Consider the following 14,726-nt stretch of genomic DNA (forward strand, 5'->3'; position numbering starts at 1 on the left):
GCGGCAACAAGCAGGAACGTGGCGCTGGTTGGCCCGTGACGTGCGCACGTCGGCAGGCCGGCTCCCCGGGGAAGATGAAGGGAACGTTAAGAGGACTAGACCAACCCGTCAATAGGTCTGGACCAAAGCGGAGCCGTGCGGTCTACGGGGTGCGGGTGGCGTGAGAGTGGCGCTCAAGAACGGCTTGTTTGTGACCCAGGCCACAGCGCTTCACCCGCATGGCCCCCGATCCCCCGTGGCACACTGGCCGTAGTACCAGTAGCAGCGCACTCCGGGGTCGGTGTAATTCCGAACCGGCGGTATAGTCCGCGACCCGTCCGCATCCAGCGGCCGGTTGACCAGGTGAAATTCCTGGACCGACGGTTAAAGTCCGGATGGGAGGCAGTGCGCGGCGGGCCAGTCACCGGTACGCCGCCGTCGGCGGTCCATCGGCGTTTCCCCAGCGGAGACGTGTCGAACGGACCGAGTTTCCGGCCTCGGCGTACCCGCGTGTGCTCACCCGCTTCATCTGTCGTATCCCGACAGGCCCCGGAGTCCGTGCCCGATGAGGCAGGAGGACCCGGTGGCGAACCACGCCGACGCGAACGCAGTACCCGGCACCGACGTGCCCGCCATGCGGCGTGCCATCGAGCTCGCCGCCCGCGGCCTCGGCTCCACCAGCCCCAACCCGGTCGTCGGCTGCGTGATCACCGACCCCTCCGGCGCCGTCGTCGGCGAGGGCTGGCACGAACGGGCCGGCGGCCCGCACGCCGAGGTCCACGCCCTGCGCCAGGCGGGCCCGGCCGCCCGCGGCGGCACCGCGTACGTCACCCTCGAACCCTGCAACCACACCGGCCGTACGGGCCCCTGCGCCCAGGCCCTGATCGCCGCCGGCGTCACCCGCGTGCTCTACGCCGTGGCCGACCCGAACCCGCAGGCCAGCGGCGGTGGCACCACCCTCCGCGCGGCGGGGATCACCGCCGAGGGCGGACTCCTGCGCGCGGAGGCCGAGGCGGGCAACGCCGCCTGGCTGACCTCCGTACGGCTCGGCCGCCCCCACGTCACCTGGAAGTACGCCGCCACCCTCGACGGCCGCAGCGCCGCCGCGGACGGCACCAGCCGGTGGATCACCTCCGCCGAGTCCCGGGCCGATGTCCACCGGCTGCGCGCCGAGTGCGACGCCGTCCTCGTCGGCGGTGGCACCCTGCGCGAGGACGACCCGCACCTCGCCGTCCGCGGCGTCGAGGGCGCGACCCAGCCCCTGCGGATCGCCCTCGACACCCACGCCGGCGTGCTGCCCACGGCCCGCATCCTCGACGACGCCGCACCCACCCTGATCGTCGTCGGCGAGGACGCCGACACCCGGCACCTGCCCGGCGTCGAGGTCCTGCGCATGCCGCTGCGCGACGGCCACATCGGCGTCCACGACCTGCTCGGCCGGCTCTACGCCCGCGGCGTGCGCTCCCTCTTCCTGGAAGGCGGCCCCACCCTCGCGGGCACCTTCCTGCGGGCCGGAGCCGTCGACCGGGTGATCGGCTACCTCGCCCCGGCCCTCCTCGGCGCGGGCCCCGCCGCCCTCGCCGGCGCCGGCGTGGACACCATCTCCGACGCGGTGCGCCTCGACCTCACCGAGGCCGTCCGCGTCGGCCCCGATCTCCGCATCACCGCAGTCCCCACCGTCCGCACGCCCCTCAAGGAGCACTGAGTGTTCACCGGAATCGTCGAAGAACTGGGCGAGGTCACCGCCGTCGAGCAGCTCGCCGAAGCCTCCCGCTTCCGCCTGCGCGGCCCCGTCGTGACCGAGGACGCCAAGCACGGCGACTCGATCGCCGTCAACGGCGTCTGCCTGACCGTCGTGGAGACCGCCGACGGCGAGTTCACCGCCGACGTCATGCAGGAGACCCTCAACCGCTCCAGCCTCGGCGCGCTGACCGCCGGCTCCCGCGTCAACCTGGAGCGCCCCATGGCCCTCGGCGGACGCCTCGGCGGCCATCTCGTCCAGGGCCATGTGGACGGCACCGGCGAGATCCTCTCCCGCACCCCTTCGGAGCACTGGGAGCTCGTCCGGATCGCGCTCCCGGAGAACCTTTCAAGGTACGTCGTAGAGAAGGGCTCTATCACTGTGGACGGCGTCAGCCTCACCGTGGTCGAGGCCGCCGCCGACTCCTTCACCATCAGCCTCATCCCCACCACCCTCGCGCTGACCACCCTGGGCATCAAGCAGCCCGGCGAGCCGGTCAACCTCGAAGTCGACGTCCTCGCGAAGTACGTCGAGCGCCTCCTCGCGGCCGGCGTGGACCCCCTGGCAGCGACCCCGAACGACACGGAGGGAACGGACCGGTGAGCGCCCTGACCTGGCTGAACTCCGAAGCCTTCACCGCCTTCGGCCAGAAGATCATCTGGTCGGACGCGATCGGCAACACCATGGGCCTGGCCGCCCTCGCCCTCGGCTGGCGGCGTTCCATATGGACCTGGCCGACCCAGTTCCTCTCCGGCGCCATCCTCTTCGTCGCGTTCGCCGCCGGGCACCTCTCCGGCAACGCCGGCAAGCAGGTCGTCGTCATGGTGGTCGCCCTGTGGGGCTGGACGATGTGGAGCCGCGGCAAGCGGCGGGCCCAGGACGCCTCCCTGGCCGTCCGCTTCGCCACCTGGCGCGAGCGCGGCCTGCTCCTCGGCGCCGCCGCCGTCGGCACGCTGGCCGTCACCGGGCTGTTCACCCTCTACCCGTGGATGTCCTGGAACCCGCTGCCGGACGCCTACATCTTCGTCGGCACCATCGTCGCCATGTACGCCCAGGCCAAGGGACTCGTCGAGTTCTGGTTCGCCTGGCTGCTCGTCGACGCGGTCGGCGTCCCCCTCGCCTTCACCAGCGGCTACGCCTTCTCCGCCTTCGTCTACGTGATCTACGGAGCCCTCGTGCTCTGGGGCGCCTACGACTGGTACCAGCGCTCGCGCACCACCCCCGCCCCGGCCCTCGAAGGAGCAACGGCATGACCCCCCTCAAGCCCGTGCCCGACGTCCCCGAATCCGGCCCGCAGGAGACCTTCCTCCTCGACCCCGTCGAGCAGGCCATCCGTGACATCGCCGCCGGCCGCCCCGTGGTCGTCGTCGACGACGAGGACCGCGAGAACGAGGGCGACCTCGTCATCGCCGCCGAGAAGGCCACCCCCGAGATCATCGCGTTCATGATGAGCGAGTGCCGCGGCCTGATCTGCGCGCCCATGGAGGGCCCGGAGCTGGACCGCCTGGAACTCCCGCAGATGGTCCGGCACAACACCGAGTCGATGCAGACGGCCTTCACCGTCTCCGTCGACGCGAGCGGCGCCCACGGCGTCACCACCGGCATCTCCGCAGCCGACCGCGCCACCACCCTGCGCCTGCTGGCGAACGGAACCTCCGAGGCCGGCGACTTCGTCCGCCCCGGCCACATCTTCCCGCTGCGCGCCAAGCCCGGCGGCGTGCTGGTCCGCAACGGCCACACCGAGGCAGCCGTCGACCTCGCCCGCCTCGCCGGCCTGCGCCCGGCCGGCGCCATCGTGGAGATCGCCGGCGAGGACGGCGTCATGCTGCGCCTGCCCGAGCTGATCCCCTTCGCCCGCAAGCACGGCCTGACGATCATCTCCATCGAGGACCTGATCGCCTACCGCCGCTCCGCCGAGCCGACCGTCCGCCGCGAGGCCGAGGTCAGCCTGCCGACCGCCGCCGGCGAGTTCACCGCGTACGGCTTCCGCTCCACCGTCGACGGAGTCGAGCACGTCGCCCTCGTCCACGGTGCGGTCGGCGACGGCGAGGACGTCCTGGTCCGGATGCACTCCGAATGCCTGACCGGCGACATCTTCCAGTCCCAGCGCTGCGACTGCGGCCCCCAGCTCCAGGCCGCCATGGCCCGCATCCAGGCCGAGGGCCGCGGCGTGGTCGTCTACCTGCGCGGCCACGAGGGCCGGGGCATCGGCCTGCTGTCCAAGCTGCGCGCCTACGAGCTCCAGGAGCGCGGTCGCGACACCCTGGACGCCAACCTGGAACTCGGCCTGCCCGCCGACGCCCGCGACTACGGGGCCGGCGCCCAGATCCTCCGCGACCTCGGCGTGCGCAGCGTCCGGCTGCTGACCAACAACCCCGACAAGTCCGACGCGCTCGTCCGCCACGGCATCGCCGTCAGCGGCCGGGAGCAGATGCCCATCGAGGCGGGCGAGCACAACCTGCGCTACCTGCGCACCAAGCGCGACCGGATGGGCCACGACCTGCCCTGGCTGGAGGGTGCCGTCCCCACCTCCGCCTGCGGCAACCAGTAACCACGTCCCACACACCCGTACCACCACCACGAAGAACCGAGGAGCAGAGCTGTGAGCGGCAAGGGCGCACCCGAACTGAGCGTGAAGAACTGCGGAGACCTCCGGGTGGCCGTGATCGCGGCCCAGTGGCACGAGAAGGTCATGGACGGACTCGTCGACGGAGCCCTGCGGGCCCTGCACGAGCTGGGCATCGACGAGCCCACCCTGCTCCGCGTCCCCGGCAGCTTCGAGCTGCCGGTCGTGGCGAAGGTACTCGCCGGTCGCGGTTACGATGCCATCGTCGCCCTCGGAGTGGTCATCCGCGGCGGCACCCCGCACTTCGACTACGTCTGCCAGGGCGTCACCCAAGGCCTGGTGCAGGTGTCGATCGACACCGGAGTCCCCGTGGGCTTCGGCGTCCTGACCTGCGACAACGATGAGCAGGCGCTGGACCGCGCCGGACTCGAAGGGTCGAACGAGGACAAGGGGCACGAAGCGGTCACCGCCGCCGTCTCCACCGCCATGACCCTGCGGACCGTCAGCGAACCCTGGCGCTGAGCGTCGGCGCGGGACCCCTTATTCTGAGGACCATCATGGCGAACAATCCCAAGACCTTCGAGGAGCTCTTCACCGAGCTCCAGCTCAAGGCCGCCAACGGCGACCCCAGCACCTCGCGCACCGCCGAGCTCGTCGGCAAGGGCGTCCATGCCATCGGCAAGAAGGTCGTCGAGGAGGCCGCCGAGGTCTGGATGGCCGCCGAGTACGAGGGCAAGGAAGCCGCCGCCGAAGAGATCTCCCAGCTGCTGTACCACGTTCAGGTGATGATGGTGGCGCGCGGGATCTCCCTCGACGACGTCTACGCGCACCTCTAGGCCGCAGCTCCTCGCCGCGGGTCCCGCGCCCGCACGCCCACGCACACCTTTCGCATCCACGCCACGCACCAAAGGAAGCCCCATGCTGCGCATCGCCGTCCCCAACAAGGGTTCACTCTCCGGACCGGCGTCGGCGATGCTCCATGAGGCCGGCTACCGCCAGCGCAAGGAGTCCAAGGAACTCGTCACGGTCGACCCCGACAACGAGGTCGAGTTCTTCTACCTCCGCCCGAAGGACATCGCGATCTACGTCGCGTCGGGCAAGCTCGACATCGGCATCACCGGCCGCGACCTGCTGCTCGACTCCGGGGCCAACGCCGAGGAGATCCTGCCGCTGAACTTCGGCCGGTCCACCTTCCGCTACGCCACCAAGCCCGGCACCGCCAAGGGCCCCGAGGACTTCGGCGGCATGACGATCGCCACCTCCTACGAGGGCATCGTCGCCAAGCACCTCGCCGACCAGGGCATCGACGCCTCCGTCGTCCACCTGGACGGCGCCGTCGAGACCGCCATCGAACTGGGCGTCGCGCAGGTCATCGCCGACGTCGTCGAGACCGGCACCAGCCTGCGCAACGCGGGCCTGGAGGTCATCGGCGAGCCGATCCTCAAGTCCGAGGCCACCGTCATCCGCCGCACCGGCGCGGGCGCCGACGAGCCCAAGGTCGCGCAGTTCCTGCGCCGCCTCCAGGGCGTCCTCGTGGCCCGCAGCTACGTGATGATGGACTACGACTGCCGCGCCGAGCACCTGGAGCGCGCCGTCGCCCTCACCCCGGGCCTGGAGTCGCCGACGATCTCCCCGCTCCACAACGAGGGCTGGGTCGCCGTCCGCGCCATGGTCCCCGCCAAGGAAGCCCAGCGGATCATGGACGACCTGTACGAGCTCGGCGCCCGTGCGATCCTCACCACCTCGATCCACGCCTGCCGACTCTGACCCGTACGCCGTCCCGATCCGTACGCCCCCTCCAGAAGGCATCACCAGCACCATGAGCGAGTCCGCCGCCCCGTCCGCCCCGCCCGCCCTGCCGGTCACCTTCCGGCCGACCCGTACCCGGGCGGTGCTGCTGGGCGTCGGGCTCGCCATGTTCGCCACGATCACCGCGATCGCGCTGCTCCTGGAGAGCCTCAGCCCCGGCGAACGGGTCAGCTTCGTCTTCACCGCCGCACTGATGTCCTCCGTCCTCGTCCTGCTCAGCCGCCCCAAGGTGGTCGCGGACGAGACGGGCGTCACCGTGGTCAACCTGACCACCACCCGCCGCCTCGAATGGCCGCAGATCGTGCGGGTCAACCTCCGCCCCGGCGACCCGTGGGTGTTCCTGGACCTCAGCGACGGCAGCAGCCTGCCCGTCCTCGGCATCCAGCCCGGCATCGCCAGGGCCCGCGCGATCGACGACGCCCGCGCCCTGCGCGCCCTCGCCGAGACCAGGGGAACCGGCGCCACCGGCCACTGAGCCCGCCCGGTCCCCTCGCTGCGTCCCATTGCGGCCGCGATCTCAATGACTACCCTGGTGGCGGGGCGCGCACGTGCGCCCTCCCACCCGCCCCGGGACCCCGTGGCCCGTGGGCACCTTCGACCAGAGGAGTGACTCCCTCCAGCAATGGACGGATCGTCCGGTAGTACCCGCGCCGCCCTCCCCGCGGAGGCGGCGGCATGACCATCCCGCTACTCCTGCTCGTGGCGGCCTTCGCCCTGATCCTCGCCAACGGTTTCTTCGTGGCGGCCGAGTTCGGCCTCGTCACGGTCGAGAGACCCGAGGCCGAACGCGCCGCGGCCGAAGGCGACCGCCGTGCCCGCACGGTCGTCGAAGCCCTCCGGGAGCTGTCCTTCCAGCTCTCCGGCACCCAGCTCGGCATCACCATCACCTCGCTCGTCGTCGGCATGCTCGCCGAACCGGCCCTCGCCGCACTCCTGTCGGGGCCGCTCGCCGCGACCGGCCTGCCCCGCGGAGCCGTCCCCGGCGCGGCCGTCGTCCTCGGCATGCTGCTCGCCTCCGCCGTCCAGATGGTCGTCGGCGAACTCGTCCCGAAGAACTGGGCGATCTCCCGTCCGCTCCAGGTGGCCCGCGTCGTGGCCGGCCCCCAGCAGGTCTTCTCCCGGGCCTTCCGGCCCGTCATCGCCACCCTCAACGCCGTCGCGAACCGCCTCGTGCGGGCGCTCGGCGTGGAACCCGCCGAGGAGATGGCCTCCGCCCGCACCCCCGGCGAACTGGTCTCCCTGGTCCGCCATTCGGCCCAGGCCGGCGCCCTCGAACAGGACACCGCCGACCTCTTCGTACGGACCCTCTCGCTGGGCGAACTCACCGCCCAGCACGTCATGACCCCCCGCGTGAAGGTCAGCGCCCTCCAGCACACGGCCACCGCTGCCGACGTCCTGAACCTGACCCGCGCCACCGGCCTGTCCCGCTTCCCGGTCTACCGCGAGCGGATCGACGAGATCACCGGCGTGGTCCACCTCAAGGACGCCCTCGCCGTGCCCGAGGCGGAACGCTCCCGCACCACCGTCAACCGCATCTGCGTGACCCCGCTGCTGGTGCCCGGCTCCCTGCCGGTGCAGCCCCTGCTGGAACGGTTGCGCAGCGAACAGCCCATGGCCGTGGTCGTCGACGAGTACGGCGGAACGGCCGGGGTGGTCACCCTGGAGGACATCGTGGAGGAACTCGTCGGCGAGGTCCGCGACGAGCACGACCTCGCCGAGGACGGCAGCCCCGAACTGGCCGCCGTGCCCGCCGAGGACGGCCGCCCCTCCTGGGAGGCCGACGGCAGCTGCCGCGTCCACACCCTGCGCCGCATAGGCCTGGAGGTCCCCGAGGGGCCCTACGAGACCGTCGCCGGCCTCGTCGCCGACCTGCTGGGCCGGATCCCCGCCCCCGGGGACCGCGCGGAGCTGCCCGGCTGGAAGCTGTCCGTCCGCCAGGTCCGCCGCTACCGGGCCGAACGCGTCCGCCTGGTGCGCACCGTCCCGCTCGGAGCCGTCCCGGCCCCTGCCGAACCGGAACCGGCGGGCCGCCGGTGAACGCCCTCCAGCTCCTCTTCGCCCTGCTCCTCGTCCTGGCCAACGGTTTCTTCGTCGGCGCCGAGTTCGCGCTCGTCTCCGTACGCCGCAGCCAGATCGAGCCCCTGGCAGCCGGCTCCAAGCGGGCCCGCCAGGTGCTCCACGGCCTGGAGAACCTGCCGCGCATGATGGCCGCCGCCCAGTTCGGCATCACCATGTGCTCGCTCACCCTCGGCGCGGTCGCCGAGCCCACCGTGGCCCGGCTCCTGGAACCCCTCTTCGAGGCCGCCCACGTGCCGGAGGGCCTGGTCCACCCCCTCGGGTACGCCTTCGCCCTCGCCGCCGTGGTCTTCCTGCACCTGGTCATCGGCGAGATGGTCCCCAAGAACCTCGCCATGGCCGCCCCCGAGCGGACCGCCCTGTGGTTCAGCCCCGGCCTGGTCGCCTTCGCCCGCATCTGCGGGCCGGTGACCAGCGCCCTGGGCGCCTGCGCCGCACTCGTCCTGCGACTGTTCAAGGTCGAGCCCAAGGACGAGGTCGAGGCCGTCTACACCAGCGCCCAGCTCGGCCGGCTCGTGGAGGACTCCCGGCAGGCCGGACTCCTCGAACCCGTCGAGCAGGAACGCCTGGAGGACGCCCTCGAACTGGGCAGCCGCCCGGTCACCGACGTCCTGCTGGCCCCCGGCCGGCTCGTCACCGTCGGACCGGCCGTCACCCCGCGCCAGATCGAACAGCTGACCGTGCGCACCGGCTACTCGCGCTTCCCGGTCCGCTCCGACACCGGTGCCTTCATGGGCTACCTCCACGTCAAGGACGTCCTCGACCTGGAGGACCGCGAGCGGGCCGTCCCGCAGCGGGTGTGGCGCCGGATGACAGTCCTGTGCTCCACCCTCCCGCTGGACGACGCCCTCAGCGTCATGCGCCGCGACGCCACCCACCTGGCGCAGGTCGCCGACCCGGCAGGCCGGGTCCTGGGCCTGGTCGCCCTGGAGGACGTCCTGGAGAAGCTGGTGGGCGAGGTCCGCGACCCCGCCCACCGCGCCTACGCGCGCAGCGCCTAGCGGCCCGCGCGCACCACCGTCCGGAGCACGGTCCGGGCCCCCTACACCGGGGGCTCGGACCGTCCCGGGCCGTCGGGGCCCCGCCCCGACAGGACCTCCCCGTACGCCTGCATCAGGTCGGCCAGCCGCAGCGTCGCCAGGTCGTCCCGCGAGGGCTCCCCGGCGAACCCCGCCAGCCGCAGGTCCCGGTACGCGCAGCTCTTCTCGTACAGCGTCCGCAGGAACCGCCCGTTGCCGAGCTCGTCGATCCAGCCCTGCTCCACCACGTGCCCGCTGACGCTGCGCAGCTCCTCCAGGGCCTCCTCGTCCCACCGGTCCCCGTTCGCGTCGGCCAGCACCCCGCCGATCGAGGTCAGCTCCGCGGGCCGGTAGCTCGGGAAGTCCACCCGGGTGGTGAACCGCGAGGACAGCCCCGGATTGGCGGCCAGCAGCCGGTCCATACCCGCCGGATAGCCGGCCAGGATCACCACCAGGTGGTCCCGGTTGTCCTCGGCCCGCTTGAGCAGCACCTGGAGGGCCTCGTCCCCGTACGCGTCGCCCTTGCTGTAGCCCGAGTTGGACAGGCTGTACGCCTCGTCCACGAACAGCACCCCGCCGATCGCCGAGTCGATCAGCTCGTTCGCCTTGACGGCGGTCTGCCCCAGGAACTCCCCGACCAGATCGGCCCGTTGGGCCTCCACCAGGTGGTCGCCGCCCAGCAGCCCGAGCGCGTAGAACACCCGGCCCAGGATCCGGGCCACCGTGGTCTTGCCGGTGCCCGAGGGCCCCGAGAAGACGAAGTGCCGCTTCGGCGGCTGTACCGGCAGCCCCTGGGCCGCCCGCAGCCGGGCCATGTGCAGCTGCGCCGACAGGGCCTTCACCTGCCGCTTCACCGGCTCCAGCCCCACCATCCGCTCCAGCTCGGCCAGCGCCTCGGCCAGCGCATGCGGGTCGGCGGGCCCGGTCGGCAGCCCCGACGGGGAACCCTGCGCGGGCAGGGACACCTTGTGCCGTACGCCGTCCGGCCGCCCCGAGCCCCCGCCGACCGGGCCGAACCGCTGGTCCACCGGCTCCCCGGGCGTCGGCGGATCCGGATCCACCTGCCCGTCCGCGGCGATGTCCTGCACGGGCCCGCCGCCCCCGCCGCCCCCGCCGCCCAGCGCCACCGCCGTGTAGTCCCCGCCGAGGGAGGACAGCCCGTGCCCGGCGAAGCCCTCGGCGCTGTGCCCGCCGTAGCCGGCGTACCCGGCCATGTCGTCGGGGTCGCTGCTGTCCGCGATGGCCGTCAGCCGGGCCGCCGTGTCCATGAACGCCGGGTCCACCCGGTGCACCGCCCGGTACAGCGGCAGGGCCGCCGCGCTGCGCCCCGTCCCCTCGTGCGCCCGCGCCAGCCAGTACCGCAGTTCCTTGCGCTGCGGCTGCTCGCTGCGGCAGCGCATCAGCGCCGCCGAGAGCATCGGCTCCGCCTGCCCGTACATCTCCAGCCGGACCCGGGCCATCCCGCCGAAGAGGCCCGCCTCGATCCCCAGAAGCGGATCGTCCACCAGCGGCTCGGTCTGCCGTACGAGCTGGTCCCAGTCCTTGACCAGATAGGCCCGGCAGGCGTGCAGGAACCGGACCTGCGGGTCGGTGTCCACCGGCGGCAGGGCGGCGAGCGCCTGGTCCAGCTCGGGGACGTGCCGCCCGTCCAGCCAGTGCGAAGCGTGGGCCAGCAGCAGGTCCCGTCGGCTCTCCAGCACCGGCTGGACCCACCAGCCCAGCCAGTACCAGGAGTTGAGGGTCCGCCGGTGCCGGGCCCGCTGCTCGCCGAAGCGGTCGCGGTGGGCATACATCCGCAATAACGCGTTGGTCGTGTCCACCCGCAGCGCGTGCAGGCCCAGCCAGGCGTCGGCCATGGCGGGATCGAGCCTGACGGCCGCCCGGAACTCCTCCTCGGCCTGCGGGTACGCGCCCATCGTGCAGGCGTCCACCCCGCGCAGCCAGGCGAGTTCGGCCGGGGCGTGTGCGCTGCCCGGCATGCCGAAGTCCATCACATCCCCCACAAGCCAGCCCCGTGGTGCGCGGAACACTCCATGCCGCGCACGTGAGTTGTCCACCCCGCCGATGAAATCAGGGCTGCATCGTACCCGCGGTGACGCACCTTACCCAGGGTGCGGCGGGCACGGGTCGTGGGTGATCCCCCGGGGCGCGGGGTGACTCAGGGTGAAGGAGGGCTGGTGGAGCGGTGCGCTCCGGGCCTCTCCGGAGCCGGAACGGGGCAGAGCGGAGCCCCCGATCACGGGGGAACAATCGGGGGCTCCGCGTCCGCGGCGGCCTTCGCAGACCGCGCATTCAGAACGTAAGGCCGTTCGCGGGGCCCGGTCAAGCGGCTCGGAGCAGGCCCGCGCGGGCCGCTGCACGAGGGCGCTCAGGCCTGGGGGAGTTCGTCACGTTCGGTGACAGACGGGCCGGTTCCGGAGGTCGCAGAGGCCCCGGAAGTCCACTCGTATCCCGTACCACTCTGGCGTACCAGAGTGTCCGCGAAGGGGCGCGAAGGGTCGCCGGAGAAGTGCGCGAGCTCCGCGCGCTCCCACCCGTCCCAGAAGTCGGAGAGTTCGCGCCCGTCCCGCTGACGGCCCCGGCCCCAGGACTGCTCCCGGGGGGTCTCCATCCACAGCAGCCGCGCCAGGTGCGGCCGCAGCGCCCGCCGTCCGGCCCCGACGCCCTCGACGAGCAGCACGGGCGCCGGCTCCAGGACCCGCGGCGGCCCGAAGCGGCGTTCCACCCAGTCGTACGGGGTCCAGTGCGCGGCCCGGCCCGCGGCGAGCGGCTCCAGCACCTGCGAGCGCAGCCGCCCCGGCCAGCCGAACGGCTCCTCGTGGGTGGCCACGTCGTCCAGCCGCAGCACCGGCGCCCCGCCCAGGGCCCCGGCCAGGCGCCCGGCGAAGGTGCTCTTGCCGGAGCCGGCGTGCCCGTCGATCCCGATCAGCCGGACCGGTCCGAGGGAGGCGGGCAGGGCGGCGAGCTCCCGCGCGAGCGATTGAAGTGACTGCTGTGGCTCCACCCGGCCAGCGTACGGCCCGCGCCCGGGTCACCCACGACACGGACCCGGGGCTTCGCCGCCGCACGGCCGGGAACTGGAAGGGTGGACCAGCCGATCCACCGCTCCGACCCCTGGGGGCCACGCAGATGACCGCACCCACCCCGCGCCGCGCCCTCCTGGCCGTCGCCCTCGCCGCCGCCACCGCGGCCACCCTGCCCACGGGCCCCGCCGCCGCCGCGCCGGACCCCGGATCCGGGTCTCCGTCCGGTGGCGGCGCGGTCCCGGTCCGGCCGGTCGACAACCGGTTCTGGTACGCGTACGGCCACTGGCAGGCCGGCACCCACCGGGGCACCACGGCCGCCCCGGGCGCCCGCCCCGGCCTGGAGATCGCCGCCGCGGCGGGCCGCACCGAGTACACCGACCCCCACACGGGGCGCCGGGCCGCCTGGGAGCACGCCACCTGGACCTCTCCGGTGCACCGCTCCACCGTCCCCGCCACCGAGGTCATCGCCTCCTGGAACGCCCACACCCCGGCCGGCACCTGGATCCAGACCGAACTGCGCGGCACCTACACCGACGGCACCGTCACCCCCTGGTACGTGATGGGCCGCTGGGCCTCCGGCGACGGCGACGTCCGCCGCACCTCCGTCGACGGCCAGACCGACGGCCGCAGCACCGTGTGGACCGACACCCTGGCCGTGGACCACCCCGCCACCGGACCGCGCATCGCCGCCTGGCAGCTGCGCGTCACCCTGTACCGCGAGCCCGGCGCGAGCCGGGGCCCCACGGTCCGGCTGGCCGGGGCCATGGCCTCGGACGTCCCCGACCGCTTCACGGTCCCCGCCTCCACCCCCTCGGGCGCCGCCCACGAACTGAAGGTGCCGCGCTACTCGCAGGAGGTCCACGCGGGCCAGTACCCGGAGTACGACAACGGCGGCGAGGCCTGGTGCAGCCCCACGTCCTCGCAGATGATCGTGGAGTTCTGGGGCGGCAAACCCAGTGCGGCCTCCCTGTCCTGGGTCGATCCCGCGTACGCCGACCCCCAGGTCTGCCACGCCGCCCGCTCCACCTACGACGCCGCCTACAAGGGGTGCGGCAACTGGCCCTTCAACGCCGCCTACGCCGCCACCTACCCGGGCCTGGCGGGGGTGGTCACCCGGCTCGGCTCCCTGACCGACCTGGAGACCCTGGTCCGGGCCGGCATCCCGGTGATCACGTCGCAGTCATTCCGCGCGGAGGAACTGACCGGCGCGGGCTACGGCACGGCCGGCCACCTCATGACGGTGATCGGCTTCACCGCCGACGGGGACGTGATCGCCAACGACCCCAACTCGGCCGACAACGCCGCCGTCCGCCGGGTCTACCGGCGCCGCGAGTGGGAGAACATCTGGCTCCGCACCAAGCGCCACGACGCCGCGGGGAAGACGGTCTCCGGCAGCGGCGGCATCTGCTACCTCTACGGGCCGGCGGCGCCGGGCCGCGACCGGGTCGCCGCTCTGAAGGCGGTCGGCGTGCTGTGAAAATGCCGCCGTTCCGCAGGGCTTAACGGGTCGAATCTGGGCATAAGGGCCATATAAGGCTTCTCATAGGAGGCAGCCCACCATGACCACCCATTCGAGCATCGAACATCACCCGGACCTTGCCGAGATGCGGACTCGGTTCGAGCGGGTGACGAGCACCCCCGCCGCGCAGGCCGTGGAGGCGCTGGCCCTGATCACGGGCCTGTACCTGGCGGCCTCGCCGTGGATCGCCGGGTTCAGCCTGCTGGGCCCGCTCGCCGTCAACAACCTGATCGCCGGCCTCGCCTTCTGTCTGTGCATGGGCGGGTTGGGATCGGCGTACGAGCGCACGCACGCGATGGCCTGGACGGCCGTGGCGATCGGCGCCTGGACGATCGTGGCGCCCTGGGTCATCGCCGGACCGATGGACGTCACCCGCAGCATCGTCAGCAACGTGATCACGGGCGCGGTGGCCCTCTGCCTCGGCCTGGCCATGATGGCCATGGGCGGAGACCGGCGCACCAGCGCCACCTGACCGCAGGCACCCGGTACACCGCCGGGCCCCGGAACCCCTCCGCGGGAAGGAGGGCTCCGGGGCCCGGCGCTGTGACGCGTGCCACCGGTGACCCTCGTCATCTACCGCGAATGCCGCGAACGCTGGCACATTGGACGGCATGACCGCACACACCGCCGCCCTGTCGGCCCGCGCCCGCGCCCGCAGCCTCGTCGGCACCGGGGGCCCCAAGGAAGACTCCTCCTGGCTGGAGCACGTGCTCGGCTGGACGCTCGTGGTCGTCGTGGCCATGCTCGTCACCCGGCTCGGCTGGTTCTGACCGCCCGCGCCGCCCGCACCGCCCGACCTGCCGTTACGAGGCCTCCAGCCGCAGCCCGACGGTGACGATCTCGTCCGAGGACCCCCGCGGGGGAGAAGCCCCGCGGGGCGAAGAGCGAGGTGGTGACGGTCGGCGGAGTCCGGGCCGCCGTCGGCGCACCGGTGACCGCGGGCCGCTCCACGCCCTGCGCCCGCGCCGCTGGCGCGCCCGCGGCCGGCGCC

Annotated in this window: 15 protein-coding genes and 1 riboswitch; of the genes, 13 read left to right on the forward strand and 2 right to left on the reverse strand. The window is 73.0% G+C overall.

What is annotated here, in order from left to right:
* The first annotated feature begins 262 nt into the window (after positions 1-262).
* A riboswitch (FMN riboswitch) is annotated at positions 263-392 on the forward strand.
* A gap of 152 nt (positions 393-544) precedes the next feature.
* The 10 genes from ribD to ACEPPI_RS31645 all read left to right on the forward strand — a co-directional run bounded on the left by ribD (position 545) and on the right by ACEPPI_RS31645 (position 9,172).
* Complete coding sequence (ribD, locus tag ACEPPI_RS31600) at positions 545-1,684, forward strand: bifunctional diaminohydroxyphosphoribosylaminopyrimidine deaminase/5-amino-6-(5-phosphoribosylamino)uracil reductase RibD (RefSeq protein ID WP_373918679.1); 1,140 nt, start codon at positions 545-547, stop codon at positions 1,682-1,684.
* On the forward strand, positions 1,685-2,323 hold the full coding sequence (locus tag ACEPPI_RS31605; protein WP_030234191.1) for a riboflavin synthase: 639 nt from the start codon (positions 1,685-1,687) through the stop codon (positions 2,321-2,323).
* A complete protein-coding gene (locus ACEPPI_RS31610; protein ID WP_373918680.1) occupies positions 2,320-2,973 on the forward strand; it encodes a nicotinamide riboside transporter PnuC in 654 nt (217 codons plus the stop codon). Before ACEPPI_RS31605 ends, ACEPPI_RS31610 begins: the two co-directional genes overlap by 4 nt.
* Positions 2,970-4,271 carry a bifunctional 3,4-dihydroxy-2-butanone-4-phosphate synthase/GTP cyclohydrolase II gene (locus ACEPPI_RS31615; protein ID WP_373918681.1) on the forward strand — a complete coding sequence of 434 codons (1,302 nt, stop codon included), beginning with the start codon at positions 2,970-2,972 and terminating at the stop codon, positions 4,269-4,271. The genes ACEPPI_RS31610 and ACEPPI_RS31615 overlap by 4 nt, the downstream gene beginning before the upstream one ends.
* 51 nt (positions 4,272-4,322) lie before the next feature.
* Positions 4,323-4,808: a 6,7-dimethyl-8-ribityllumazine synthase gene (ribH, locus tag ACEPPI_RS31620; RefSeq protein ID WP_007262951.1), complete on the forward strand. Its 486-nt coding sequence runs from the start codon at positions 4,323-4,325 to the stop codon at positions 4,806-4,808.
* Between the two features lie 35 nt (positions 4,809-4,843).
* Positions 4,844-5,122 carry a phosphoribosyl-ATP diphosphatase gene (locus tag ACEPPI_RS31625; protein ID WP_356217956.1) on the forward strand — a complete coding sequence of 93 codons (279 nt, stop codon included), beginning with the start codon at positions 4,844-4,846 and terminating at the stop codon, positions 5,120-5,122.
* 82 nt (positions 5,123-5,204) lie between these two features.
* Entirely contained in the window at positions 5,205-6,053 is an 849-nt protein-coding gene (gene hisG, locus ACEPPI_RS31630; protein WP_266837766.1) for an ATP phosphoribosyltransferase, read from the forward strand.
* Positions 6,054-6,105: 52 nt separating this feature from the next.
* The gene (locus tag ACEPPI_RS31635) at positions 6,106-6,570 is read left to right on the forward strand and encodes a PH domain-containing protein (RefSeq protein WP_373918682.1); all 465 of its coding nucleotides are present in this window, start codon (positions 6,106-6,108) and stop codon (positions 6,568-6,570) included.
* Between the two features lie 200 nt (positions 6,571-6,770).
* Complete coding sequence (locus tag ACEPPI_RS31640; protein WP_373918683.1) at positions 6,771-8,132, forward strand: hemolysin family protein; 1,362 nt, start codon at positions 6,771-6,773, stop codon at positions 8,130-8,132.
* Complete coding sequence (locus tag ACEPPI_RS31645) at positions 8,129-9,172, forward strand: hemolysin family protein (protein WP_373918684.1); 1,044 nt, start codon at positions 8,129-8,131, stop codon at positions 9,170-9,172. The genes ACEPPI_RS31640 and ACEPPI_RS31645 overlap by 4 nt, the downstream gene beginning before the upstream one ends.
* Before the next feature lie 41 nt (positions 9,173-9,213).
* On the opposite strand, the gene ACEPPI_RS31650 is transcribed toward ACEPPI_RS31645, so the two are convergent.
* Positions 9,214-11,181, reverse strand: coding sequence for an AAA family ATPase (locus ACEPPI_RS31650; protein ID WP_373918685.1), 1,968 nt, complete (start codon positions 11,179-11,181; stop codon positions 9,214-9,216).
* A gap of 377 nt (positions 11,182-11,558) precedes the next feature.
* On the reverse strand, positions 11,559-12,194 hold the full coding sequence (locus tag ACEPPI_RS31655) for a uridine kinase (RefSeq protein WP_373918686.1): 636 nt from the start codon (positions 12,192-12,194) through the stop codon (positions 11,559-11,561).
* 125 nt (positions 12,195-12,319) lie between these two features.
* On the opposite strand from ACEPPI_RS31655, the gene ACEPPI_RS31660 reads away from it, so the two are divergent.
* The 3 genes from ACEPPI_RS31660 (at position 12,320) to ACEPPI_RS31670 (ending at position 14,505) form a co-directional block, all read left to right on the forward strand.
* The gene (locus ACEPPI_RS31660; protein WP_373918687.1) at positions 12,320-13,693 is read left to right on the forward strand and encodes a C39 family peptidase; all 1,374 of its coding nucleotides are present in this window, start codon (positions 12,320-12,322) and stop codon (positions 13,691-13,693) included.
* 82 nt (positions 13,694-13,775) lie between these two features.
* Positions 13,776-14,207 carry an SPW repeat protein gene (locus tag ACEPPI_RS31665; RefSeq protein WP_373918688.1) on the forward strand — a complete coding sequence of 144 codons (432 nt, stop codon included), beginning with the start codon at positions 13,776-13,778 and terminating at the stop codon, positions 14,205-14,207.
* A 139-nt stretch (positions 14,208-14,346) separates the two neighbouring features.
* A complete protein-coding gene (locus tag ACEPPI_RS31670; protein WP_373918689.1) occupies positions 14,347-14,505 on the forward strand; it encodes an SCO1431 family membrane protein in 159 nt (52 codons plus the stop codon).
* Positions 14,506-14,726 lie beyond the last annotated feature (221 nt).

Origin of the sequence: Streptomyces sp. AB3(2024), assembly GCF_041862025.1 — a bacterium.
Taxonomy (GTDB): Bacteria; Actinomycetota; Actinomycetes; order Streptomycetales; family Streptomycetaceae; genus Streptomyces.